Origin of the sequence: Halanaerobium hydrogeniformans (assembly GCF_000166415.1) — a bacterium.
Lineage (GTDB): Bacteria > Bacillota > Halanaerobiia > Halanaerobiales > Halanaerobiaceae > Halanaerobium > Halanaerobium hydrogeniformans.
This window is the reverse complement of record NC_014654.1, coordinates 848,442-874,603: the sequence shown is the minus strand read 5'-3', so window position 1 is coordinate 874,603 and position 26,162 is coordinate 848,442. Positions and strand designations below refer to the sequence as shown.

General features: G+C 33.6%; 20 protein-coding genes and 1 pseudogene. All 21 read right to left on the bottom strand.

Features of this window, described 5'->3' with window-relative positions:
• Positions 1-123 precede the first annotated feature (123 nt).
• Positions 124-672, bottom strand: coding sequence for an ECF transporter S component (locus HALSA_RS03860; RefSeq protein WP_013405304.1), 549 nt, complete (start codon positions 670-672; stop codon positions 124-126).
• Positions 673-795: 123 nt separating this feature from the next.
• Positions 796-2,700, bottom strand: a complete 1,905-nt coding sequence (locus HALSA_RS03855; RefSeq protein WP_013405303.1) for an SEC-C domain-containing protein — start codon at positions 2,698-2,700, stop codon at positions 796-798.
• A 35-nt stretch (positions 2,701-2,735) separates the two neighbouring features.
• Positions 2,736-3,929, bottom strand: coding sequence for an aspartate aminotransferase family protein (locus tag HALSA_RS03850; RefSeq protein ID WP_013405302.1), 1,194 nt, complete (start codon positions 3,927-3,929; stop codon positions 2,736-2,738).
• Positions 3,930-3,945: 16 nt separating this feature from the next.
• The gene (gene argB, locus HALSA_RS03845; protein ID WP_013405301.1) at positions 3,946-4,836 is read right to left on the bottom strand and encodes an acetylglutamate kinase; all 891 of its coding nucleotides are present in this window, start codon (positions 4,834-4,836) and stop codon (positions 3,946-3,948) included.
• Positions 4,837-4,886: 50 nt separating this feature from the next.
• The gene (argC, locus tag HALSA_RS03840) at positions 4,887-5,954 is read right to left on the bottom strand and encodes an N-acetyl-gamma-glutamyl-phosphate reductase (protein WP_013405300.1); all 1,068 of its coding nucleotides are present in this window, start codon (positions 5,952-5,954) and stop codon (positions 4,887-4,889) included.
• Between the two features lie 92 nt (positions 5,955-6,046).
• The gene (locus HALSA_RS03835) at positions 6,047-7,615 is read right to left on the bottom strand and encodes a gamma-glutamyltransferase family protein (RefSeq protein WP_049773920.1); all 1,569 of its coding nucleotides are present in this window, start codon (positions 7,613-7,615) and stop codon (positions 6,047-6,049) included.
• Positions 7,616-7,852: 237 nt separating this feature from the next.
• The gene (locus HALSA_RS03830) at positions 7,853-10,960 is read right to left on the bottom strand and encodes an efflux RND transporter permease subunit (protein ID WP_013405298.1); all 3,108 of its coding nucleotides are present in this window, start codon (positions 10,958-10,960) and stop codon (positions 7,853-7,855) included.
• Positions 10,961-10,963: 3 nt separating this feature from the next.
• Positions 10,964-12,259: an efflux RND transporter periplasmic adaptor subunit gene (locus HALSA_RS03825; protein ID WP_013405297.1), complete on the bottom strand. Its 1,296-nt coding sequence runs from the start codon at positions 12,257-12,259 to the stop codon at positions 10,964-10,966.
• Position 12,260: 1 nt separating this feature from the next.
• Positions 12,261-13,673 (bottom strand): TolC family protein, encoded by a 1,413-nt coding sequence (locus HALSA_RS03820; RefSeq protein ID WP_013405296.1) that lies wholly within the window; start codon positions 13,671-13,673, stop codon positions 12,261-12,263.
• The gene (locus tag HALSA_RS03815; RefSeq protein WP_013405295.1) at positions 13,660-14,739 is read right to left on the bottom strand and encodes a TolC family protein; all 1,080 of its coding nucleotides are present in this window, start codon (positions 14,737-14,739) and stop codon (positions 13,660-13,662) included. The genes HALSA_RS03820 and HALSA_RS03815 overlap by 14 nt, the downstream gene beginning before the upstream one ends.
• A 110-nt stretch (positions 14,740-14,849) precedes the next feature.
• Entirely contained in the window at positions 14,850-15,167 is a 318-nt protein-coding gene (locus tag HALSA_RS03810) for a cupin domain-containing protein (RefSeq protein ID WP_013405294.1), read from the bottom strand.
• A 210-nt stretch (positions 15,168-15,377) separates the two neighbouring features.
• A complete protein-coding gene (locus HALSA_RS03805) occupies positions 15,378-15,959 on the bottom strand; it encodes a TetR/AcrR family transcriptional regulator (RefSeq protein WP_160143051.1) in 582 nt (193 codons plus the stop codon).
• Positions 15,960-16,105: 146 nt separating this feature from the next.
• Positions 16,106-16,720: a hypothetical protein gene (locus tag HALSA_RS03800; protein ID WP_013405292.1), complete on the bottom strand. Its 615-nt coding sequence runs from the start codon at positions 16,718-16,720 to the stop codon at positions 16,106-16,108.
• A gap of 21 nt (positions 16,721-16,741) precedes the next feature.
• Positions 16,742-18,031, bottom strand: a complete 1,290-nt coding sequence (locus HALSA_RS03795; RefSeq protein ID WP_013405291.1) for an HD-GYP domain-containing protein — start codon at positions 18,029-18,031, stop codon at positions 16,742-16,744.
• Between the two features lie 434 nt (positions 18,032-18,465).
• Positions 18,466-19,860 (bottom strand): class II fumarate hydratase, encoded by a 1,395-nt coding sequence (fumC, locus tag HALSA_RS03790; RefSeq protein WP_013405290.1) that lies wholly within the window; start codon positions 19,858-19,860, stop codon positions 18,466-18,468.
• A 231-nt stretch (positions 19,861-20,091) separates the two neighbouring features.
• Positions 20,092-21,045 (bottom strand): annotated as a pseudogene (locus tag HALSA_RS03785) (acyl-CoA dehydratase activase); the annotation flags it as partial.
• A complete protein-coding gene (locus HALSA_RS03780) occupies positions 21,046-22,131 on the bottom strand; it encodes an acyl-CoA dehydratase activase-related protein (RefSeq protein WP_013405288.1) in 1,086 nt (361 codons plus the stop codon).
• 2 nt (positions 22,132-22,133) lie between these two features.
• Positions 22,134-23,171 carry an acyl-CoA dehydratase activase-related protein gene (locus HALSA_RS03775; RefSeq protein ID WP_041595949.1) on the bottom strand — a complete coding sequence of 346 codons (1,038 nt, stop codon included), beginning with the start codon at positions 23,169-23,171 and terminating at the stop codon, positions 22,134-22,136.
• A 90-nt stretch (positions 23,172-23,261) separates the two neighbouring features.
• A complete protein-coding gene (locus HALSA_RS03770; RefSeq protein WP_013405286.1) occupies positions 23,262-24,038 on the bottom strand; it encodes an IclR family transcriptional regulator in 777 nt (258 codons plus the stop codon).
• 121 nt (positions 24,039-24,159) lie between these two features.
• Complete coding sequence (locus tag HALSA_RS03765; protein ID WP_013405285.1) at positions 24,160-25,137, bottom strand: type I phosphomannose isomerase catalytic subunit; 978 nt, start codon at positions 25,135-25,137, stop codon at positions 24,160-24,162.
• Between the two features lie 167 nt (positions 25,138-25,304).
• Positions 25,305-26,150, bottom strand: coding sequence for a PfkB family carbohydrate kinase (locus tag HALSA_RS03760; protein WP_013405284.1), 846 nt, complete (start codon positions 26,148-26,150; stop codon positions 25,305-25,307).
• Between the last annotated feature and the right edge of the window lie 12 nt (positions 26,151-26,162).

Genomic DNA, 26,162 nt, shown 5'->3' with positions numbered 1-26,162 from the left:
ACTGAAAAGCTATTTCTCTATCTATATTATACATTATAACAGTTATTTAAGTCAAAAAGAAGGCTTTAGCAGCCTTCTTTTCATTTAACTTAAATTATTTTGCTCAAAAACATAGATTTACTCTTAGCTTGCCTGATAATTGATTAAAACTCTTCCGAGAAGAACTGCAAAAAGTGCTGCAATAACTGCTTCTGGAATCCCATGAGTACCTGCAACTGCTAAAGCTGCACTCATCGGTAAATAACCTCTCAAAACAGCCAGAGTCAAAACACCTGCAGTATTAACAACTGTTCCAATTACACCAGCAACTGCTAAAGATACATTTTGATTTAGCCTTAAAGTTGCCCTATAACTATAATAAGCTGCAACACCAATAAAAAGTCTCGGTAATATTGCAATTAAAGGATCTGCAAAAATCGGATTGGTAGCTCTAAGAAAACTAAATACACCAAAAATTAAACCGATCAGCAGTCCAACCGCAGGTCCCTCAATAATACCACCCAAAATAGCAGGTAGGTGCATTATCGTCACATGACCTGCCGGGGTAGGAACAGGTATTAACCCTAAACCTGTAGCCCCCAAAATAATAGAAATAGCTCCCAACATTCCAGCAATAACAATTTGTCTTGTCTTAAGTTTTATCTTCTTTTCCTCCCATCCCGGTCCAATGATCCAGGTGGACCAAACTAAATAAATTTAACAGTATTTGTGGGTGCAGTATCAATAAATGAATTCCGCCCCTACCGTCATAGCTATATTATAGTAATTATTTTCACTTTTGACAAGGGTATTTAGCTAATTATTTTTGATATTCATTATATCTATTAAATAATTAACTATTTCTTCATTAACTTCCATATTTTCTAAGTGTTCTAATATATCTTTGCTATCAAAATAGCGGAGCAGACTTATAAAAAATGACCCTAGCTCACTTTTCTGAGTTTTTTCTAAAAACTGCTTGTAAAATATTTTTGAAGCTATTTCATAATATCTTAATTTTAATGCTGCAGTGAGTCGATAGAATTCAAGCTGCTGATCATCTAAGTATTTACTATAGGGAATCTCAGTTAAGATTGGAGCTGGATCAGCAAAACGCAGCATAGTTTCATAATAAGCAATAGCATCATAATAGCTTTCTATCTTAGAATTTTTAAGTGAAGCAATTAATTTTTCTTTTTCTTCTTCTAAATTACCTGCCTGATATTTAAGCAATCTCAATTTTGCATAACTTAAAACAGGAGTATTTATCGCTTTTTCTTCAACTTCTCTGCTGACTTTTTCAATCTCTTTAATAATTTCTTCGGCAGCTGTATTATTAAAATGTTCTCTCAAATCAAGTTCCAGCAGTTTTGTAAAAAACAGTTTATTGTAGACATCCTTAGCCTCAATATTTTTAATATCACTCTGTTCTAATACTTCTAGAATTTTATTTAATAATTTCTCTTTATACTGTTCAGAGTTATTATTTTCAAGCAGCATCATTAAGTTAGAAAGCAGATCTTTATCTTCTGCAATTAAAGCAGCAAAATCATTAATAAAATTCTTTAAATCATCATTGCTGTCATAATCAACTATAAACTGCAGATAATCAGCTGCAACCTGCCAGTTATGGAAATGCCCATCTTTTCTTGTTTTTTCAAGTTCAAAGGCTTGAGAAATATATTGATAGGCCTTTTTTAGTTCACCCTGGTTGTAGAATTTCAAAAATAGCAGCCTTAAGTAATTAGGATTATTTTTTTGAACTGCATTAATTTCCTGAGCATATTCTTCAAATTCATCATATAATTCAGCTGTCAGATAATAGGCTAAAATATCTAAGGCAATTTGAGAATTTTTAGGAGGTAGCTCTTTTATTTTTTCAAGTAGTTCTTTAGCCCTGCTGTCAGCAGCATTTAGCTGTAAGTTATCAATTTCTTCAAATACACTAAAGGTTTTTTTGGCAGAATTTAAAGCTTCTTTTTCATTTAACTCCTGATTTTCTTTTAAATTAAACCTTTTTTCTATAAAATCATCTAAAAAACCTATTACCCGCATCTGCTTATAGTCTTTGAGCTTCTCATAATGTTTCTCATAAAGGGCAAGAGAACTAACTACATCATCAAAGTCCATTAAAGTTTCAAGTCTAAAAACTATCAACTGTAAGTTTTCTGGATCAATCTCCATTGCCCGATCGATTATATCATTTACCCTCTGCATTTTTTCTTCTTTTTTGTATACCTCTGCTAGGGCAATTAAAAGAGGAATCGATTCTCCTTTGGATTCTAGAGATTCTCTAATAATTGCTTCTGCCTCTTCTATTTCCCCTTTATCCAGCATGATATTTACAAGCGGTGAGATAAATGCTTCATCCAAATCTGTACCCATCAGCTGCCAGGCATGTTTTAGATATTTAACAGCTGTCTGGTAATTGCTGTGCTGCAGAGAATAAACTATCAATGGTAAAATAAAGCTCTGCTCCAATGGATAATTTTCTACAGCCTCTTTGAGCACTGCAATTAATTTTTCTTCATCTTTTATCTCTTTTACTTTTTGAAAATAATCTTCGCGACTTAACTCAGGATTATTAAGTGCACAGCATTTTTTGAATTTTTTGCCACTGCCACAGGGGCATTTCTCATTTCTACCTATATTATAACTTATTTTACTCTGCTGATCTTTATCTTCTTTGACTAAATTTTTAATCATATTTAAATTATTCATAAAAACCCTGCCTCTCAAACAAAATATTTATTTAACTAAAAATTGATAATCTCCTCAATATTTTCGATTAATAAATCAATATCTTCTTTTCCAAGCACAAAGGGTGGTAAAAATCTAAGTGTATGATCTTTAACAGCATTAACCAAAAAGCCTCTTTCAAATAAGAGCTGGGTAAGCTCTTTTGCAGATAGATCTTCAGCAAGCTCAAGGGCCAGCATCAAACCCATCCCTCTACTTTCAACTAAATTATCACTTCTCTCAATTAATTTATCAAGTTCAGCAATAAAATATTCTCCCATCTTTTTGACATTATCTAAATAGCCATCTGCCAGCATAATGTCAAGCACTTCAGAAGCCGCTCTGGTTGCGAGTGGATTCCCACCAAAGGTAGTTCCATGGTCTCCCGGTTCAAAAGCTGCTGCAACCTCTTCTTTAGCCAGAAAAGCACCAATTGGTACTCCACCACCAAGTGCTTTGGCAAGGGTAATAATATCGGGTTCAACTCCATAATGCTGATAGGCAAAGAGTTCTCCACTTCTGCCCATACCACACTGTACTTCATCAAAGATCAGCAGTATATCCTTCTCATCACATAATTCTCTTACACCGGCAAGATATTCCTGCTTGGCTGGATAAATTCCTCCTTCACCCTGAATTGGCTCCAGCATAATTGCTCCAGTTTTTTCTCCAACAGCATTTTTTAAAGCTTCTAAATCATTAAAGGGAACAGTTTTAAAACCAACTGGTAAAGGAGCAAATGGCTTTTTATATTTATCCTGACCGGTTGCTGTTACTGTTGACATCGTTCTCCCGTGAAATGATCTGTCAGCAGTGATGGTTTCATATTTCTTTTTACCTTTTTTTCTAAAATACTTTCTAACCAGTTTTAAAGCACCCTCATTAGCTTCAGAACCACTATTGGCGAAAAAAACTCTATCAAAAGCAGAGTTATCACATAATTTCTTCTGCAGCTCTGCCTGGGGTTCTATATAATAAAAGTTTGAACAGTGAATAATCTTGTCAATCTGATCTTTTAAAGCCTCTTTAAAACGCTGATTACTGTAACCGATAGAATTAACACCTATACCAGATAAAAAATCACGATATACCTTACCATCTTTACTGTAGATTTTTATTCCTTCAGCTTTTTCAGCATAAAGAGGATATCTACCACCATAAACGGTCATAAAATGTTCTTTATCACTCTGAATAATTTCTGCTATCTCCATACTATCTACTCCTTTGCTATTCTTTAATTATCATTGTTCCAACACCCTGATCAGTAAAGATCTCAAGTAAAAGTGGATGTGGTACTAAACCATTTAAAATGTGGGTTCTCAGCACCCCAGAGTCAACAGCCTGTTTACAACCTTTAACCTTGGGCACCATTCCCCCTTTAATCTTTTTCTGTTCTATCCATTCATCAATTTCAGCAAATGTTAATTTCGAAACCCTGCTGTTTTCATCTTCAGGATCATAACGAATTCCATCTACATCAGTTAAATAAATCAACTTTTCTGCCTTAAGTGCAACTGCTAACTCTCCTGCAACACTATCAGCATTAATGTTTAATGTTTCTCCGCTTTCACTAACTCCAATTGGTGCAATTACAGGGATATAGCCATCTGCTATTAATTGTTCAACAAGCTCTGGGTTTATTTTTTCTACTTCACCCACAAAACCAAGGTCTTTTTCTTTTGAGTCAAAAGTCTTTTTTACCGCTTTAATTAGATTACCATCTTTACCGGAAATACCAACAGCACTGGCCTGCATTTGATTAATCAAAGAAACAATTTCTTTATTAATCTGGGCAGATAAAACCATTTCTACAATTTCCATTGTTTCTTTATCTGTAACCCTTAGTCCATCAACAAAATTTGCTTTAATATTTAATCTATCAAGTGTTTTATTGATAGCAGGACCTCCACCATGGACGATTACCGGGTTAATACCAACATATTTAAGCAGGGTAATATCTTCAATTAAATTCTTTTTTAGTTTTTCATCAGCCATAATACTTCCACCATATTTGATCACAAAAGTTTTGCCATAATAGTCCTTAAAATATGGTAGTGCTTCGATTAAAACATATGCCTTCTCTATTAGTTCTTCTATTTTACTCTCCTCCTCAAGCATTATAAAAGTGCTTAAATTTTAGCTCTCAAATTTCTGGATTTACTATAGTTTTAAGGAAATAGGGCAGTTGCCTGTAGACCTGTATCCTCATCAATACCAAATAAGACATTCATATTCTGGACTGCCTGTCCTGCAGCTCCTTTAAGCATATTATCAATAACTGAAATTACTATTATTCTATCAGTTCTTTGATCATATTTAAAGCCAAGCTGAGCAAAATTAGAGCCTGCTATGTTTTTAATCTCTGGCAGCTCATCTTTTAAGACCTGAACAAATTTTTCCTGTCCATAAAAATCTTCATATAGACTAAAAATTTCGCTATCAGAACTTTTTCTTTTGCAGTCAAGATAAATAGTTGTCAGAATTCCCCTTTTGATAGGAATTAAATGAGGTGTAAAAAGAATCTCAGCCCTCTGTTCAGAAGATCTGCTATCATAACTTCCTTGCAAAAACTCATTTAAAATATATTCGATCTCTGAACTGTGTCTATGTACTGCCGGACTATATGCTTTCATTGTATTATGACATTCTGTAAAAAGTAGGTTGCTTTTTAAGCTTCTTCCAGCTCCACTGACACCTGATTTGGCATCAATAATTATCGATTCAGTTTTTACTAAATCAGAGTCTATCAAAGGTAAAATACCAAGCAGTGATGCTGTTACATAGCAACCCGGGTTTGCAATAAACTCCGCGTTTTTTATTTGGGTTCTATTTAATTCTGTCAGTCCATAAACTGCCTTTTTAGCAAGTTCAGGATGCTTATGTTCAACTCCATACCATTTTTCATATATTTCTATATCATGATATCTAAAATCACCGCTCATATCTATTATTTTTGTCCCGGATTTAATTAACTGGGAGCTAATGTCCTGTGATACGCCATGGGGAAGAGCGCTAAATATGAGATCACTATCTTCCGGCTGAAAATCTTCTAGAGCAATTAAAGTATAATTTTCGAGTTTAGAGCCTCTAAATTGAGGATAAACATCTACCAGCTTTTTCTTAGCATTGCTTTTTGAAATTAGATCTTTGATTATTACTTGCGGATGCTGCTGCAGTAATCTCATTAATTCAATTCCCACATATCCAGTAGCACCAACTATACTGACCTTGATCATCTTATCATCTCCTAGCTGTTTTTTACTTATTGATCTTTTGCTTATTTTATCTCATTAAAGTGATCTAATCAAGCTATTCACAGGATTTAGCTTTAATAAACTGCAGCTGCACCATCTGCTCTGGGCTCTGTCCCACCTATTAGTACTTCTTCTTTCTGATCTCTCCAGATCATCTGGCCTTTGCCAAATGTTGAGGAATCGAGACTGAGTTCTATTTCATGACCTCTAGCAGCCAGTAATTTGGCCTCCCGTTCAGGAAAATCCGCCTCTAATTTTATCTTTTTATCTTCAATCCACTGCCAGCGAGGTGCATCAAGGGCAGCCTGGGGATTTAAATTTAAATCAATTGTATTAATTAAAAGTTGGAGATGACCTTGAGGCTGCATAAAACCTCCCATAACTCCAAAGGGACCAATCGGCTTCCCGTTTTTAGTTAAAAAACCGGGAATTATGGTATGATAGCTTCTTTTACCGCCTTTAAGCGCATTATGAGCTTCCGGGTCAAGACTGAAATTATGACCTCTATTCTGGAGTGCAACACCGGTACCAGGTACCACCAGGCCAGAGCCAAAGCCCATATAATTACTCTGAATAAAAGAAACATAATTTCCCTCACTATCAGCAGCTGCCAGATAAACGGTACCTCCAGCAGGCAAATTACCTGGAGGTGGAGAAATTGCCTGATCGGTTATCAGCTCTTTTCTCCGCAGAGCATAATCAGCAGTTAAAAAATCCTGGTAATCAAAATCAACATCTCTGCTGTCAGTAATATATTTTTTACCAGCTGAAAAAGCTAATTTTAAAGCTTCAATAGCTCTATGATATCTTTCAACAGCTGACATACTTGAAATATCAAAGTGTTTCAGAATATTTAAAGCCATTAAAGCTACCAGCCCCTGGCCGTTGGGAGGAAGCTCCCAGACATCATAACCACGATAATTTACACTTAATGGTTCAACCCATTCAGGACTGAAATCTGCATAATCTTCTAATTGCAAAAAGCCACCATATTTATTTGAAAAATCCACAATTTTTTGGGCTATCTCTCCCTGATAAAAACTTTTGGCATTTGTGGTAGCAATTTTTTCAAGGGTCTCAGCATGATCTTTTGAGTGCCAGACTTCACCAGCCTCAGGTGGATTGGTACCAGGTACAAATACTTTAAACCATTCTTCAAATTCTTCGCCTTTTAATTCTTTTTTGTATTCTGCAAATGCTCTTTTCCAGGCTGCTGCTGTAAGCGGAGTAATTGCAAAACCTTCTCTGGCATATTTAACTGCTGGAGCTAAACATTCTGCAAGTGATAAGCTGCCAAAACGCTCGTTAAGTTCTGCCCAGGCAGCAGGTGCACCAGAAACGGTTACTGGAATAAAACCGTATTTAGGCATTGCAGTGATATTTCTATCTTTTAAAGCCTGGATGGAAATCGATTTAGGAGCTGGCCCACTGGAATTTAAGCCATAAAGTTGATTATCAATCCAAACCATAGCAAAGGCATCTGAGCCAATTCCATTAGAACATGGTTCCACAACAGTCAAACAGGCTGCGGCTGCAACAGCTGCATCAACTGCATTCCCACTTTTTTTGAGGATCTCTAATCCTGCTTGAGAAGCTAAAGCCTGAGAAGTGGCAACCATTCCCCGTTTTGAGAATGATGCCATCCTCTTTGATCTAAATGGATAGTCCTGAAAGTTAAATTTCAATTTGAGCCCTCCCTTTAAAATATTTAATCTAAGACCATTATATGTTTTTTTAGCAGAAATTTAAATAAATATTCTTTTTTATTTTAATATTTTAAATTCACATAGACAGAAGTACAGTTAGAACTGCCAAAAGAGCAGCAAATAGTCTGCAAGCAAAAAGAGCCTAATTTAAATAGGCTCTTAGTTTAAAAATTATTATTTTGCTAATTTAAGCTTAAGATCTTCAAATAGTGAATAAACAACTGGAACTATAATTAAAAGCAGCATGGTTGAAGAAAATAATCCACCCATTACCACTTTTGCCAGTGGCGAATACTGCTCAGTACCAACTGCTAATTCCAGGGCCAGTGGTGTCATACCAGCTAAAGTAGAGAAGGTAGTCATCAAAATCGGTCTAAAACGAAGTCTGGCACCTTCATATATAGCAGCAAAGGTTGACATCCCTTCTTTTTCTCTTTCTATAATAAATTCAATCAAATGAATAGCATCATTTACAGCAATTCCAGACAGAAGTATTACCCCCATCATAGCAGGCATAGAAAGATAGGTATTTGTAATTAACAGTACTGCAACTACTCCAACCAGTTCAAGTGGTAAAGAAAGCATAATCGTTAAAGGATGCAGCAGTGATTTAAACTGAGAAACTAACAGCAAATAGATAAAGGCTATAGCAAAGATTAAACTTACTGCCAATCTACCAATGGCTTCTTCCATATCATCCTGTTCACCAGTTATCTCAGCATTATATCCTGCCGGTAGAGAATAATCTTCTAAAATACTGTTAATATCAGATGTTACCATGCTCATCGCTCGATCTTCGGTAAATCCTAAAATATCAAGAGTATACTGCATATTTTCTCTACTGACAAGATTAGGACCTCTCTGAATCTCTATCTCTGCTAATTCTCTTAAAGGAATATTTTCTCCCTGAGGAGTAATAATTATAATGTTTTCTAAATCACCCTGAGAATAGATCTGCTCATCCCTATACTTAACCAGAATGTTAATATTCTTTTGACCTTCAACCTTAAAATCATTTTGAGTTTCTATTCCTCTTGCGGAAGCAGCAATCTGTTGAGATATCTCTCTACTGCTCAAATTAACTTCAGCAGCTCTTTCTTTATCTATATTAACCCAGTATTCTGGATGATCTAAAGACCAGCGTAAATTAAGATTAGTTGCTCCAGGAACAGCTCTAATCTCTTCTGCTAAATCTTTAGCAATAGCTTCAAGTAAAGCCGGGTCCCTTCCACTCACCCTGAGAACTAGGGGAGCCTGTGTAGTTGAAACAGCTGTTGAAACTGCTTCTTCAACAACAAAAGCTTTGATTCCAGGAATTTTAGCTATTTCATTTCTTAATTCACTTTGAATTTCCCAGATAGAACGGTCTCTATTATTTCTGTCTTCATAAATTAATGACATAAATGACTGCTGTACTCCATTAGCACCGGTAACTGCCTGAGTACCAGAACCGGGTTCAAAGCCGATTTGATTTGAATAAATAATTACTTCAGGTATTTTCTCTACAATTGCTTCGACCTCTTTAGAAATTCTTTCAGTTTTTTCTAAAGATGAGCCAGCCTCTGTTTCTATAGAGATATAGCTCTGGCCGCTATCCATTACGGGTGTCATCTCAGCACCAATCAAGGGAATTAAATTTATGGTAATAATTAATAAGACTACTGCAGCTGTGATTACAATCGCCCTGTTATTTAAGGATTTTTCCAGCAATTTTAAATATATTTCTCTACTTTTATCTAAAACAGCAGAAAAGGCAGATGTAATTTTTTTAAAAATGTTAAACTTGCTATAATTAGATTTTTTTATATCTTTAGCTTTTAAAACTAAAGATAAGACAAGGGGAACGATGGTAAATGAACTTAATACAGAACCTGTCCAGGCAAACAATAATGTCATTGATAAAGGTCTAAACATCTGCTGGACAAATCCACCGATAAACATAACTGGAGTTAAAACTATCATAGAGGTTGTGGTCCCGGCAATAACAGCAAGGATCATTTCATTTGTTCCATCAATAGCTGCCTCAAAAGCAGATTTGTTTAACTCTTCAAAATGCCGGGTAACATTTTCAATTATTACAATAGAATTATCTACCAGCATCCCGATCGATAAGATTAGTCCTGTCATTGTAACCATATTTAAACTTAAATTAAAAGCTCTCATTAAAGCAAGGGTTAAAACAAAGGTTGTCGGGATTGAAATCGTTACTGCCAGGGTGCTTCTCCAGCTATCAAGAAATAGGAAAATAACTAATATTGTTAAAAGAACACCAATCAAAAGGGTACTGGCCATATTATTTATTACCAGTCTAACCAGATCTGACTGATCATCTGTAATATGAAATTCTAAATCTGGAAATTCCCTGTCAAGATTTGTTAGTTCAGCTTTAATATTGTTTACAACCTGCACAGTATTTGCATCCTGCTGTTTTTGAATACTTATAGCAACTGTTTCTTCTCCATCAACCCTAAACTTATTTCTTAGTTCTGCAAAACTGTCATTTACTTCAGCAATATCACGTAAATAAATATTCTGGGAATTATGAGAGTGAATTATTAAATTTTTCATCTCTTCTAAATTTTTGTATTCTCCAATTGTTCTAATCGAATATTCACTTTCATCTCTGCTCAGTCTTCCACCAGCCAGATTCACATTCTCACTGTCCAATCTGTTTACAATCTGTGCTATTGAAATATTATAGCTGTTCAGTTTATCCCGGTCTACATTGATCTGTATTTCTCTTACCTTACCTCCATACACATCTATATTAGCAACTCCACTGACAAGCTGCAGACGATTTGTGAGCTGATTATCTGCCAGAGTTCTCAAATCAATCTCTGAACGTGGACCACTTACTGCTAAGGTTAAAATCGGTCTATCTGCAGTACTAAATTTCTTAACCTGAGGTTCATCTATATCTGCAGGTAGCTGATTTCTTATTTGATTAACTGTATTTTGCACATCAACTGCTGCAACATTTATATCCTGATCATAATCAAATTCAACTGTTATGATCGAGATACCTTCCATAGCATCAGAACTAATACTATCTATACCTTCAATAGTACCTAATTCTTCCTCTAAAGGCTCATTTATCTGCTCTGCTATATCAGAAGCTGAAACCCCCTGATATGAAGTCTGAATCGTTACAATAACCGGATCTATATCAGGATTCAACTGAATATTTAAAGCTAAAACTGCAGCAATCCCAAGTAGAATGATCGCTATTACAGCAGCAATTGTAGTATATTTGTTTTTTACCGAAAAGTCTGAGAGTGTCATAGCTTAATCATCTCCATTTTCAATCTGTTCTGATCTTAAATATACTGCTGCTCCATCTCTAAGTTCATTAATATTTGAAACTGCTACTATTTCATTTTCATTTAGTCCACCTTCAACAACAGTAGAATGGCCATCACTTATCCCGGGCTCAATTTTTCTTAATTCTGCTTGAGAATCTTTAATTACATAAACATGGGCTTGATCTCTAAATTCAAAAATAGCTTGATTGGGAATAATTAGCTCATTTTCAATTTTGTCTGCAATTATTTTTAAAGATGCTGCCATTCCATCTTTTAATACTTGCTCCCTATTATCAATTTTAAATTTAATCTTTGGTGTTCTATTTTGAGGATTGGAGATAGGAGAAATTTCACTAATTTCTGTTCTGAACTTTTCTCCCTTTAAATTAGAAAAAGTTATTTCAGCCTCAGTGCCAATCGCGATTTTATTGAGGTCACTCATTCCTATATGACTTTCTACCTCTATTTGTTCTACTGATTTTGATACCAGAAATATAGGCTGAGAACTGGCTGCCATTTCTCCTTTTTCAGAAATTTTATCCAGGATTATACCTGAAAAAGGTGCCTTTACTTCTGTATTATCAAGTCTTATTCTGGCATTTTCTAATTCGCTTTCTGCCCGATTTAATTGGCTTTCTCTTATCTCTAGATCAGACTCGGCAATAGTTATAGCCGTTCTTGCAATATTAAGTGCAGCCTCCAGGCTCTCAACCCTTGACCTTGCCTTTAGATATTGATTTTCTTTCTGTTCAAATTTCACTCTGGCAATTACATCTTCTTCATATAATTTTTTGTCCCTTTGATAGTCTTTACGCCATTGTTCTAAATCGCTTTTAGCTTCATTTAAAGCAGCTCTGCTCTGTACTAAGTTGTTTTTGGAGTTTTCAAGTGAAAGCTCGGCTTTTTTATAGGCAAGCTCTGTTTCTTGTTTTGCCATCTCTGCCTGACTTAAATTGTTTCTGATTTCACGATCATCTAATTTTGCTAATACTTCTCCTGCTTCAATATTTTGACCTTCTTCTACATAAATGTCAATAATCTCTCCCTGAGTTTGCGGAAAAATTCTTGCTTTATTTAAATAACTAACCGTACCACTATAATTTAGTATTATTTCTAAATCATCTTTTCTAAGCTGATAAGTTTCTACAGGTACTCCTAAATCTAATTCTTCTCTTTTTTCTGCTTCTCTATTTCTCAGCTGAATTATAAGCAATAAAGCAGCTATACCTACTATAATTATCAGAGCTATGATTAAATATTTTTTAAAGTTTTTCTTCATCTTATACCTCCAGACTGCTGACAAAAATTTCTTGATAAATAATTTCTAAATAAGCAAGCAGTTCTAATTTAGTTAGTGATAAATTATAATCAGCATTAATCTTATTATCCTCGGCTTCTCTAAAAAGACGCTGAGAAGTTATCAATTGACTTTGATTTATTGCACCCTGTTCAAATCTATTTTTAGAGCTTTGATACTGTAATCTACTTTTTTCTAGATTCTTTTCAGCAGTTAAAAGCTTCTGTTCTGCCTCTCTAATTTTATTTACTAAATGCTTAATTTCTATTTTAAGCTCCTCTTCTAAATCTTCCCTGTTTAAATGAAGGGCATTATAGCCAGCTTCTAAGGCTTTGCTTTCTGCTTTTTTTCTGCCTCCATCTGAAAATTCATAGGAAATTGAGGCTGTTATTTTCCATTCACTTTCTTCAGTTAAATTATCTATCAATTTAATTGTTTCTTCACTTTGCAGCATATCTCTATCAACAAGCTCTTTATCGATGGTATCAAATGATCCTTTTAAGCTGAGCTGATAGTCATCATTAAAAGCTGCTTTAATCCTGCCATCTTCGAATATATATTCGCCTCTCAAATTAAGATCTGCTCTTTTTTCACTATCTAAATATGCTATTTCACTTTTTATTATTTCCAGCTCTAACTCCTGAGTTAAATAATCACTGCGGTTATTTAATGCTTTTTCTATTAGCATTTCTCTAGCTTCATATACCTCAAAGTCTTTTTCTGGAGCTTGAACTATAAAATCGGTCTCCTGATAGGCAGTTAATCTGGCCAGGTGTTCTTTAGCCCTCTGCTCTTCATTTTTTAAATTAGCTAAAGCATCTAAACTTTTATCTAAGTTAATTTCTAATTCTAAAAGGTCTGCCTCTGTTAACAAACCATCATCATATCGAGCTTTAGCATCTGCAAAAAATGATTCAGCTTCTTCAATTATCACTTTTTGACTTTCAATTTTTTCATTAATACTTAAAATAGCATAGTACTGTTTAATTAAATTATGAAGAACTTCTTCTCTATTTTTGTCAAAGTTTAACTTAGCTATTAATAGTTCAAGTTCTGCTTTTTGAAGAACTGCCTTAGTTCCTTTAGATTGGGCCAATAATTTCTGATAATTTAATGAAGCAATGAAGTCTCCCGATTGATTTAATTCTTCGCTCTGCCAGGCGGTTTCAGCAAATAATTTTGAATTCATAATTGTTTTTGCAGCTTCACTCTGCTTTTCTGCCTGAAGCAGTTTATTCCTGGCAGCTTCGAAATTGCGGTTATTTTTAAGTGCCATCTCTATAGCAGTACTCAAATCCAATCTTTCGGCTGCCTTAAGATTTTCATAATTAACAAATAAGGCAGAAAAGATCATTAAAAGTATTAAAGCTGCTGTAATTATTTTATTTTTCAACATAGCTAAACAGCTCCTTGAAGTCACCGGCACTTAAATATAATTCTGCTAATGCCAGGTAATTATCAATTCTTGTGTGAAGATAATTTATTTCCGCATTATACAAATCATTTTTTGCCTCTAAAAATTCGGTTCCACTTATATAATCTTCTGTAAAATATAGTTTTTTAACCCTAAGTGCTTCTTCAAAACTTGCTTTAAGTTTAAGCTGGCTTTCTATATCAGCTTTACTTTTATAATAATCCTGGTAGTGATTATTGAGATCTATTTTAATCCTTGATTTTGTTAAAGCAAGATTATTTTTTGCCTTCAAATATTCATTTTCAGCCCTTTTTTCCTGCAGCCAGGGATTATAATCCTGCTGAGCTAATCTATAATTTATTTCTTGCAGCTCATTATTAACTTCAGCAGACTCAACTTCTATTCTATTATCTAAAGCAAGCTCAAATAATGAATCTAAACTTTTATCCAATCTAAAATCTTTTAAATCAGCTTCAGAAAAAGTTATTTTTAATTTTCTATCATAACTTAAGCCAAGATTATCTTTTAATTTATAGCTAATCTTATTATGATCTCTTTTGGCAGCTTTTAGATTAGCTTCAACCCTGTTTAACTCAACTTCAGCCTGAAAAATATCTGATTTTATTAATATACCCTCTTCGTATTTTTGCTGAATATTAGCAAATTCTATTTTAAAAGTTTCTAGATATCTTTGATGAAGAGCAATCAAGTTTTCTGTTTTATAATAATTAAAAAAGTCGTTTAGAAATTGATAAATTAAATCTGCTTTTTTCTTTTCTAGTTCTTTTTCGGCTAATTCTAATTCCAACTCTGCCTGTCTTAAATTTAATGGTGAAGGTGATACTTCTTGATCTGCCTTAACCGTTTTTAAATTAATTTCTTTTTCTAATAGAGCCAATTTGAAATCTTCAAGTTCTCTACTTTTTTCAACTGCTTCTTTTAGATATTCTTCTAAATTATACTGATTATGCTCTGCTGCCTGAAGGCCGGTCACTAAAAATAACAGGCTAAAGAAAAATACTAAGATTATGGCTATTTTAGCTTTCATATTATCAATACCCCTTTGAATGAATGTTCATTCACTTATTGAGATTAAAAAACCAGCTGCCAGAAACAGCCGGCTTATTCTGGAACTTTCCCTGGGAAACACTTTATAATTTAGAGTGAAGGTGTTTTTACATTTAAAACTTCAAATTTCTCTCCCTGATCAGCTTCAAGTTTCATCTTGGTATTTGTTGGACAGGTTATAACTGTACCTGCTTCTACAACAGCTGAATCATCACCAATACTTAGAGTTCCTTTACCATCAACAATATAGAAAAATACATCTACCGGTACCTGATGTGGAGGTACTACATCACCTGGACTTAAAACTAGATTCATAACTTGAGCATTATCATTTTTCAAAACTGCCTTTGCAACTACACCTCTTTTATTTTTCTTTCCTTCTAGTTCTTCTAATTTGATTATTTCCATCTTTATCATCCTTCCCTTTGATTAATTTTAATTTATATCGCCATCTACAAATATGAATGATTATTCATTCAGTACATTAAGTATAGTGCTTTACTCTATTTAATTCCGTGATACAGCTCACATTAATTTGCTTTCATTGAAAATAGTTCTGGCCCAGAAATCAAAATTTAATTAGAAAATGAATATACATTCATTAATGATGAATAAATATTATTTGATAAATATATGCTCTATTCTCGCCATAATAAATTCCGGAGCATCTTTTAACATCATTATTTCTGGTTTAGTTAGAGCATGTTCTATAATTCCATGAATCGCCCCAAAAAAGAAAACTGCCATCAAATGAGGGTCAAGATCTTTAATCTCAGAGTTTTCTATAGCCTCAACAAATATATTTTCTAAAGCTTTGATTAATGTTTCTATAAACTTTTGAATATTGCCTGACTTTTCTCTACCAGAAAAATCTTTTTCCCTGACAACCACTCTACCTAAATGAGGATTCCTGATTAATACTTCAAAATGTCTATCTAAAAATTCTTTAAGAAATTTTTTAGTGGAGATATCTTTTTCTCTTAATTCTGCCATTATCTCCATTCTTCTTTCCATTTCTTTTTTGAAAATATATTCTAAGATTTCATCTTTGCTCTTAAAATAGTTATAGAGGGTACCAACAGCAAGTTCTGCCTCTTCAGCAATATCTGACATTCTTGTATTATAAAAGCCCTTTTTAGATATTACCTGAACTGCAGCATTTCTGATCTTTAATTTAGTTTCCTGACCCACATTAATCATCTCCTTGAATGAATGTTCATTCATATTGTAGCAGAGTTTATTTATTATGTCAAATTAAATTGCAGTTTCAGCAATATTTCTGATAAAAAAGCCGGTAAGCTGGGACCCAGTTTTATATTTTTTATTCCCAGATTAAGCAGAGCTAATTAAGCTGTTAACTGACGATTGACCGCCTTCAAACAGGCTTTTGCAATTGCTAAAGCCATATTATTATCTAGATAAACTGCTCCAACCAACTTTTCTGCCAGTCGATTTCTCTGGCTTTCAAATTTAGATACTTGTGCAATTACCAAATCTTCTTTTCCTTTTACCGTAAAAACATCTTCTACAATCAAACGTCCTTCAATTTTAAAGTATCTATTTAAAACTTCTATCACTGACCTGGCAATTAGTTTTTCGATACTTTCTCCAACTTGAGCTTCGAAGCTCTCTTCTATTCGCTCTTCATTAATTTCCATTATCACCATACAGCGAGAACGATTATTTTCAGTATAAACAGAGATTAATTCAACCCTATTTGAAGCCATTTTCTCTATATCCTGGGAAAAATCACTTCTAATTCTTGCAATACTAATTTTTTTATGATCAATTTTTTGATCATTATGAACCAAAAATACTGTTTCTACATCTCTTACAATCCTTTTTGGATCTCTTTTTTGATCAGCAATAATATGTATTTCGTCTACTTCATTACCACCAGTTAAAGTACATGAGACCACACCATCTAACTCCTGAATTAAATTCTTAATATTCTTCTCCATAGCCAAGCCAGACCCCCATTTTTAATATTCTATAGAAAATTGGTACTCACTAATTAAATCCTCTCTTAAAAAGTTGTTGTCAAAATGCCCATCTTCAATCAGTTTAATCATTTCTGCAGCAATTTCTGGATCAAATTGACTGCCAGAACAGATCTCTAATTCTTCTATTGTTTCCATTTTTGTTAATGGTGCTTTATAACTTCTTCCTGTTGTCATAACATCAAAAGAATCCGTGATATTTAATATCCTGGCCCCAATTGGTATCTCTTTTTCGGAAAGACCATCAGGATAACCGGTCCCATCCCATCGCTCATGATGGTGTAATAAAACATCCAGTTCTTCTTTTAAAATATCTATATCCTTCAAAAGTTGATATCCATAAACTGCGTGTTTTTTTATCTCCTGATACTGAGTATTAGATAATTTATCAGAACTTTTTAATACTTCATCATTAACATAAATTTTACCTATATCATGAATTTTAGCCACATTGATTATTTTTTCTGACTTTGTTTTTGATAATCCAAGCTGTTTACAGAGATGATAGGTGTAATATGCTACCCGCTTACAGTGGCCTTCAGTATAATGATCTTTAGAATCGATAACCTTTAAAAAGCTCTCCACGATCTGGGTATAGGAGTTGATCTGCTGTAAACGCGAATAAAAGAAATCTTTAATCACATATAATAATACAATTACCAGAGCAAAAAAGACCTTGCCAAAATAAATATAGGAAGCAAATAGTATAATACCGATAAAATAAGATGTAACTAAATTTTTAGAAAGTTCGAAAAAATAATTAATTAAAGAAGTTTGTTTAATATCATTTTCAGCTAAATATAGAACTATGTAAACTAAAATATTATCTACCAGAAAATAAATTAGACTGGCTGCCAGAAGGGCTGAAAATGGAAAACCACTTTCCCCCAGCCGCGCCTGGGTAAAATTAAAAGCTAAAGCACCGGCAGCTGCGCTCAGGAAAAAAACAGCTCTGTTAAATAAAAATTTAAACCAGATAAAACCACTTTCTCTAGTCTTAAATTCTGTAGTACCTACAGCAGATACCACTGCAGCCCAGAAAGGATTTAATACAACAAAGGTCGTCAGCAAAATCGGCAGGTTCATAGATGTTATAACCTTAGAGATACTATTAAATAACATGCTCATATTACTTAATATCAAAAGAGCTGCAGTAAAAAAAAGCACCTCATTCAGAGCAAAATCAAATATATAGCTGCTGCCTAGACGCAAAAAAACTAAAAAGGCAGCTGTAAAAATTGTTGTTAAATATAGTTTTAAGTTTTTATCCATCTTAAAACATCCTCTGTTAATTAATATTTTATTAACTACTATATTTTTAGTATATTTATAAGTGAGTGAATGACGGACAGGTTAAAGGTATTACTTAAGTTTTAACCCCATCTACTTGATTCTGCCAGTACTGAAATTGCAGTACCAAAAGTAATTAATGCTGTTGTAATGGCAACGTAAAACTTTTTCATTAAGATCCAGCTCCCTTCGCATATATCTTTCTAAGCTCGTAACACGAAGGTAAGCTAAGCTCTATTTTTTTTAAGCTAGTCTCTCTGCCGTCAATTCACTCTTTAATATATTTCAATATATATTAGAAAATTCCTTTATTTTGTGGCATTTTTTATAAAAATGTAAATTAATGACGAAAAGAGCAGAAACCTGCTCTTTTGAATAATTTAGATCAATATTCCTTTTTTTAAATAAAAATTAATTTAATCCAGATTTGGCTCTGTCATATCAGCAGGGTCTATGTATTTATCAAATTCTTCTGCACTTAAATAATCCAGTTTAACTGCAGCTTCTTTTAGAGAAATATTTTCTTGATAAGCTTTTTGAGCAATTTCGGCTGCTTTATCATAACCGATAATGGGATTTAAAGCAGTTACCAGCATTAAACACTGCTCAAGATATTCTTTTATTTTCTCCTCATCAGCCTCTATTCCGTTTAAACATCTTTGTTGAAATGATTTTACACTATCACCGATTAAGTTAATAGACTGCAGTATATTATAGATGATTAATGGTTTAGCAGTATTAAGCTGAAAATTACCACTGCTGCCACCGATATTAACCGCCGTATCATTGGCCATAACCTGGGCTGCTGCCTGGAAAAGAGCCTCAGCCTGAGTTGGATTAACCTTGCCCGGCATAATTGAACTACCTGGTTCATTTTTAGGTATTTTTATTTCAGCAATTCCACAGCGAGGGCCAGAAGCCAGCCAGCGAATATCATTTGCTAATTTCATTAAAAAAGCGGCCAGAGTTTTTAAAACACCACTAAAATTAACAAAATTATTGTGGGCAGAAATTCCTGCTGATTTATTTTCGGCAGCCTTAAATTTTTTTTCGGTTTCTGTATTAATATATTTAACTGCCAGCTTATCAAAACCCTTTTTGGTATTTAAAGCTGTACCTACAGCTGTTCCACCAATAGGCAGTCTTTTTAAATACTTTAAACTATCTTTTAAAATCTCCAGGATTTCACCAAGCTGGGCCCTAAAAGAATCAAATTCCTGACCAAGGGTTATCGGGGTTGCATCCATTAGATGAGTTCTACCGACCTTGGGCAGATCTTTATATTTTTTAGCTTTATTGCTCAATTCTGCTTTAAGTTCTTCCAGAATTGGGATTAGATAATCTTTGGTCTTTTTTACTACGGCTACAGCCATAGCAGTAGGAAAAGTATCATTACTAGATTGGGACATATTAAGGTGATCATTAGGATGAACCGGTTTTTTTGATCCCAATTTTTCTCCTGCTATTTCTGATATTCTATTGGCAAGCACCTCATTAACATTCATATTTGTCTGAGTACCAGAACCGGTCTGCCAGAGAGATATTGGGAAATGTTCATCTAATTTGCCGGCAATTAGTTCATTACAGGCTTTAATGATATATTCTTTTTTTTCATTATCTATTAAGCCCTGCTCGTGGTTGGCCAAGACAGCTGCCTTTTTTATAATCCCATAGGCTCTAATGATTTCGACCGGCATTTTTTGTTCACCAATAGGAAAATTGGCAACAGCTCTAGCAGTCTGAGCACCATAATATTTATCTTTGGGCACCTTAACCTCACCTAAACTATCACTTTCATATCTATAATCCATACTCCACCTCATTATCTATCATAATAATACATTATCTTCTGCTTCTTCTTTTTCTCTTTCCTGTTCTTCTAATTCTTCCAGCTCTTTCATAACTTTTTTCTCTTTATCAGGATCAACTTTATAAAGATCAACCTCTTCTATTTCCTCTTCTTTTCTTTCAGCCTTTTTTTCTTTACTGCTTTCTTTTTCATCTTTTTTGGGATTCCTATCGTTTACTGTCATTGAGGCAGCAGTGTGTTTACCACAGCGGTCACCGGTTACAGCAATTATCTTATCATCAGCTATCACCCTGATAACCTCACAGCAATTTGCACAATCACTACATTCAAAACTACTTGTTTCAAATTCTTGCTCTGTTAAATTAAAACCTCTAAACTGACTTTCTACACCTTTTCTCTTTACATCTCTTTTGGCCAGCATAGCAATACCGATAGCTCCCATTACATCATAATGTTTAGGTACTGTGACCTCAGATTCGATTTCTTCTTCAAAGGCAGCTTTGATTCCTTCATTTGCAGCAACACCACCCTGGAAAATGAATTCTCCTTCTAAAGCTCTATTTCTAACCAGATTATTCATATAGTTTCTCACAAGAGCTTCTGAAAGCCCTTTAATTATTTCTGGTTTAGTAAAGCCATACTGCTGTTTAGAAATCATATCTGATTCAGCAAATACTGTACAGCGGCCTGCAATTCTAACATCTCTTTCTGCTTCATGGGCCAGACCACCAAAATCTTCGATTGGAATTCCCAGTCTTTCTGCCTGATGGTCTAAAAAAGAACCTGTACCAGCAGCACAAACGGTATTCATAGCAAAATCAACCGCTATTCCATTTTCTACAATTATTAGCTTAGAATCCTGACCACCTATTTCAAAGATAGTACCAGCATCAGGATGATAATAGGTTGAAGCACGGGCATGAGCGGTAATCTCATTTTTTACTGTATCTGCCCCTAAAACATAGGCGATCAGCTGTCTTCCACTTCCTGTAACTCCAACTCCACTAATCTTAAAGTCATCCAATTCTATCTCTTTTTCAAATTTACTTAATCCTTTTTTTACTAGATCAATCGGATTGCCAGAATTCCTGGTATATAATTTAAAAACTAGTTCATTTTCTTCATCTATTGCTACTATATTGATACTTACTGAGCCAATATCAACTCCCAGATAAAGATTTTTCATCTACACAACCTCCTCATAGTCTTTTTCTCTAATCATATCTAAAAAGGCTTCAATTCTTGTTAATATATTTGCATCAGCTGTTTGTTCATCAACAGAAACTGTTAAAACCGGAATATCATATTTCTCTGATAAATCATCCATCACACTCTGTGAGATCAACTCAGGCAGACATGCAAATGGCTTTATGTGTATGATACCATCAAAACCCTTCTTTTTAAAGTCTAAGATATGGCCGATATTTTCCTGAGCATGACCACCGATTTGAATTTCGATAAATTCTTCACCGAGTTCTTCAATTTCTTCAATTTCTTTCCCGGCAAAGGGAATAACATTTTCATTAATCCAATCAGATAAATAGAGTGATCTTTCTACCTCAAAACCAAATTTATTTACCTTTTCTTCAACCTGATAATTAATTGAATGCTCTAAAATAACAAAGATTTCACCAATAATTCCAATCCTATAGCGATCTTTTTCTTCAGGTATTTTATCTGAATATTGATTCAGTTTTTGTAAATATTTATTTTTAACCCTTTCTACATCATTTCTATCTTCGATCTTATAGAACTCTGCTTCAGCTTCCATCCAGATTTTATTAATAACTGAATTTTCATGATAGGCTCTTAAAATTTCTACCTGCTTCTCTACCTCATCAATGGCTTTTGTTAGATCATAGACTATTCTAATCGCCTTATATACCTGCAGCCAGGAACTATCTCCTTTAAGTTTTTTTGCTACATCATAAAAATATTTGTAATCATCATGAATAGAATCAATAACAATAATCTCAACATCATCATAACCTAAATCATCAAGTATTCTCTGATGTACCTCGCCATAATAACCGGCACGACAGGGCCCATGGCCTCCACTGGTTACAAAGTATTTCACATCTTTTTCCATCAATTTTATATAAGTACCTGTAAGTACCTTAAAAGGAAAACAGGCAAATTCAGGGCTATATTTAACTCCTAAATCAATAATTTCTTTATTTGGTTTAGGAGGCATAACTACCTCATGGCCGAGCAGTTCTAAAAGCTTAGCATAGACTATAGTTGGTCCCATATAGGGAAAAGATAATCTCATTATTAACTACTCTCCTTTTTTAATCTCAGCATATCTATAAATGCCTCGATTCTTGTAGTGATATGACTTTCTCCAGTTTGCTCATCAATTCTTAAAGTCATAAAAGGTTTATCGTATTTCTTGGCATCCAATTCTAAAATCTGCCCTAAGATTGAATCAGGTCCACAACCAAAGGCAGTAATATGAATCAATCCATCTATTTTATTATCTTTAAAAAAGTGCTGTGAGGCACCATAAAGTTTATTAGTAAATTCCCAGAACATTGGCTTCCGGAGCTCTTTTAATTCTTTTTCTATTATCTTATTTTTTACCATAGAAAAAGTGTGGATCCTAACTCCTAATTCTTTAAATTTATTGATAATATCCATATTTACATAATTATCATAAATATTATATACATAACCTATTAATGCTATATCAAGAGTCTCTTCCATTCCTTCTTCTAAAGCAACCTCAGCCCTGCTCTGTGGTAAATCAGTTGCCTTTTCTAGCTTATCTATTTTCGCTTCTACTGCTCCTATATTATCAAGAGCTAAAAACTCATCAATTAAATAGCCATCAAATAATAATTTTCTAAATCTAAGCCATAAAACTGAAGCCTTTTTTAAAGCTTTTTTAAGTTCAGATTTATCAAGATTTAATACTTCCGCAAGCTGCTTATAATTACTATAATCAGAAATATCATCACTTTTTGATTCAATAGTATCAGAAATTATAAAATCATTAAGCTGTGGCAGTGAGTGTCTAAATAAATCCGGTAATCCTAAAAACTTAGGACATAAAACTGCATCTTTCCTCAAACTTTTAAAACGAGGTAAATATATATAATCTACACCTTTTTGCTGGAGATCTAAAACATGACCTACAATTATTTTAATTGGTACACAAATTTCTGACAAAGAATTTTTAATGCCTTGATCTAGTTGTTCCCTTGATGTTGGGTCTGAAACAACTACTTCCATCCCTAAAGAGCTGAAAAGTTTCAGCCAAAAAGGAAAATAATAATAATATATCAAAGCACGAGGGATACCTATTTTTATTTTATCCATCTCTTAAGCCTCCAAAATTTTCAATTAGTTTTCTTAATAATTTTTAGTTTATAAGTATTTTATATGATAATCATATATAAATCAAATATTATAGCCCAATGATCTTGACATTTTATTTGAATATTCTACTATCAGCTTTTTAAGTTTTTCCATCCTTTCTTCACCCATCCTGCTGATTGGAGCAGACAGGCTGAAAGAAGAAATAACCTCTCCTTTATGGTTGAAAACCGGTGCAGCTATACAGCGAATATTTTCTTCCTGTTCTTCATCATCTACAGCATAACCCTGTTTTTTTACCTTTTTTAAATGTTTAAGCAGTTCATTTATATCGGTTATAGTATTTTCTGTTTTAGCTTCCATACCCTTATCATTAACTATTTCTCTAACTTTTTTTTCAGAAAGATGAGCCAAAATAGCCTTTCCCAGGCTTGTAGAGTGGACAGGAACCCTTCTGCCTATCTGTGAATACATCCTGATTGTAGCATTGCTTTCTACCTTATCTAAGTAAATTATTTCACCATCATCTAATATACCAAGATGGATTGTCTCCTTTGTTTTTTCCATTAATTCTTCTAAATAGGGTCTAACCCTAATTCGACTGTCGATATCATTTAAAACCCTGCTGCTTAATTCAAAAAGTTTAATCCCTGCAATATATTTTTGGTTATCTTCATTTTTTTCTAGATAACCCCTGTATTTTAAAGTATCTAAAAGCCTGTAAACAGTACTTTTATGTAGTTCAAGTTCTCTACTGAGCTCAGTAACTCCCATTCCATTTTCCGATTCCAGCAATTTTTCTAGAATAGTTAAAGCTCTATCAAGAGATTTAATTAACTGATTCGGTTCTTTTTTACTCATCATTTTCTCCTTTTTTACCATTTGTAATCACTATAATAACTTTTTGTATCGATTATTTTGTTAAAGTTTAATAAAACACCCTAAAAAAAGCAATTAAGTAATTTACATTATTAAAAAATATTTAAGTTATTATATCGATAATTTCTTCTTTTTGCTTTTCAAAATCCGGCACATAACTTCTCATTAACTTTAAATCACCTTCAATTTTATATTCTTGAGCATAAGCTGGAATTAAAACACTTTCACTTTCGGTAATTTCCAGTTCTCCACCCTCCCAGCTTATAAATCCTTCGCCTTTTACAGCTGTTAAAATATAAAATCGTTTCCTATCTCCCTCAGCATGTAAAATGTCTTTAAGGTCTATGATGTCAAGGGCCAGCTCTTCAGTAAGGCAATAATAAGTATAATCGTAGTCTTTAGCACAAACTTTAAGCCCTTTTCTTTTTTTGGTCTGAAGTTTGAAATTAATAACATCCATAGCTTTTGCTAAATGAAGTTCTCTACCCCTGTCATAATCAAAAATTCTATAGGTAGTATCACTTGTTTCCTGAATTTCTGCCATCAATATCCCGGGTCCAATTGCATGTAAAAGTCCAGCTTTAATAAAAAAGACATCACCTTTTTCTACTTTGACCTTATTTACATATTTATTGATCTCTTTGTTTTGTACCGCTTTCTTAAATTCGCTTTCAGTACAATCTTTAGTTCCTATAATTAAATAAGCATCTTCTGCAGCATCAATAATATACCAGCCTTCATTTTTTGAGGCTTCACCTTCAAATTTAGCTGCATATCTTTTATCAGGATGAACCTGAATAGACAGCTGTTCTTGAGTATCAATTATCTTTAATAAAAGTGGAAAAGTTTTATCCTCAAATTCTTCTCCCATAATTTGAACCGGATACATTTCAGCCAGCTCACTGAGGCTTTTTCCAGCCAATTTGCCATTTTTTACAACACTAACAGCTTTTTTCTGGGCAGAAACATCCCAGCTTTCACCGATCTGCTTTTCTGGCATATCATCTCTGTATTTGCTTAATTTTTTACCTCCCCAGACTTTTTCAATATATTTATGGTCAAATTTTAATGGATAAAACATTTAATTTCCCCCTAAATTAACTGATAACCTAACCTGCTTAATCTAACCTGCTAATATTATTCTATATTAAAGCTTATATACCTCTAAAAAATTCCAAATAGCAATTAGTAAAAAACATCTTTAAGCAAATAAAAAGGCCAGAAATGGCCTTTGAGTATTTATTATCATTAAAAATCCTGATGAATATCATTCTCTAAAATTATATCTTCTTCTCTCAAGGCAGCAACTCCTAAAGCACCATTAATCTGACAATTTTTGGCAGCCTGCTCTAAACCTTTTTCTAAAGCTGCCTCATAATTTTTAGAATCCTTGAAATTATTTAAAAAACCAGCAATAAAAGCATCTCCTGCTCCTAATGTATCTCTAAGCTTTGTATTTTTGGCCTCTTTTTTTATTAACTGATCCTGATAATTCATCAATACACCTTTACTGCCAAGGGTTAAAATTACTGCTTTTGCTCCCTGTTCAGCGGCCCAGTTAATAAACTCCCTGGGATTTTCATCTGTTTTAGGTTTAGAGAAAAATGCGATATCAACCATTTTAGAAATTTCACTTATATAGCTTTTATTCCGTAAATGAGAAAAATCAAAAGAAATTATTGCTTTATCTTCGATCTTTTTTAAATAATCTTCAAAATAGCTATAAATATTTGTATGAACTATCTTAGAATTTTTGATAATTTCTAAGACAGTTTTATTGAGATTTAAATTTTTATATACACCTTTGTCAACACCTTTAACCCTGCTTATGCCATCGGTTTTTTCTATAATTGAGACCGCATTTCTTCCCTTACGGATATCATTAACCGGATAAGCTACCTTTTCTTTTTTTAATGTATCATAAAGAAATTTGGCATTTTCGTCTGTGCCAAAGGCTCCATAATAGGCTGTTTTTGCTCCCAGCCTTCTGGCAATCACCGCTACATTAAAGGCTCCTCCACCTGCATATATTTTTTTTTGCTCCGGATAATAATCTGCTACATTATCTCCAACTGCAAAAATATCATATTTCATTGTTAAAGACCT

Coding starts and splice junctions, on each gene's coding strand:
- argC (WP_013405300.1), bottom strand. CDS start 5,954: ATGATCAAGGTCAGTATAGTTGGTGCTACTGGATATGTGGGAATTGAA.
- HALSA_RS03800 (WP_013405292.1), bottom strand. CDS start 16,720: ATGGAGAAGAATATTAAGAATTTAATTCAGGAGTTAGATGGTGTGGTC.
- HALSA_RS03795 (WP_013405291.1), bottom strand. CDS start 18,031: ATGGATAAAAACTTAAAACTATATTTAACAACAATTTTTACAGCTGCC.
- HALSA_RS03760 (WP_013405284.1), bottom strand. CDS start 26,150: ATGAAATATGATATTTTTGCAGTTGGAGATAATGTAGCAGATTATTAT.
- fumC (WP_013405290.1), bottom strand. CDS start 19,860: ATGGATTATAGATATGAAAGTGATAGTTTAGGTGAGGTTAAGGTGCCC.
- HALSA_RS03830 (WP_013405298.1), bottom strand. CDS start 10,960: ATGACACTCTCAGACTTTTCGGTAAAAAACAAATATACTACAATTGCT.
- HALSA_RS03850 (WP_013405302.1), bottom strand. CDS start 3,929: ATGGAGATAGCAGAAATTATTCAGAGTGATAAAGAACATTTTATGACC.
- HALSA_RS03770 (WP_013405286.1), bottom strand. CDS start 24,038: ATGAGTAAAAAAGAACCGAATCAGTTAATTAAATCTCTTGATAGAGCT.
- argB (WP_013405301.1), bottom strand. CDS start 4,836: ATGCTTGAGGAGGAGAGTAAAATAGAAGAACTAATAGAGAAGGCATAT.
- HALSA_RS03805 (WP_160143051.1), bottom strand. CDS start 15,959: ATGATTAATGTGGGTCAGGAAACTAAATTAAAGATCAGAAATGCTGCA.
- HALSA_RS03820 (WP_013405296.1), bottom strand. CDS start 13,673: ATGTTGAAAAATAAAATAATTACAGCAGCTTTAATACTTTTAATGATC.
- HALSA_RS03825 (WP_013405297.1), bottom strand. CDS start 12,259: ATGAAGAAAAACTTTAAAAAATATTTAATCATAGCTCTGATAATTATA.
- HALSA_RS03780 (WP_013405288.1), bottom strand. CDS start 22,131: ATGAGATTATCTTTTCCCTATATGGGACCAACTATAGTCTATGCTAAG.
- HALSA_RS03815 (WP_013405295.1), bottom strand. CDS start 14,739: ATGAAAGCTAAAATAGCCATAATCTTAGTATTTTTCTTTAGCCTGTTA.
- HALSA_RS03835 (WP_049773920.1), bottom strand. CDS start 7,615: ATGGCATCATTCTCAAAACGGGGAATGGTTGCCACTTCTCAGGCTTTA.
- HALSA_RS03765 (WP_013405285.1), bottom strand. CDS start 25,137: ATGTTTTATCCATTAAAATTTGACCATAAATATATTGAAAAAGTCTGG.
- HALSA_RS03855 (WP_013405303.1), bottom strand. CDS start 2,700: ATGAATAATTTAAATATGATTAAAAATTTAGTCAAAGAAGATAAAGAT.
- HALSA_RS03810 (WP_013405294.1), bottom strand. CDS start 15,167: ATGGAAATAATCAAATTAGAAGAACTAGAAGGAAAGAAAAATAAAAGA.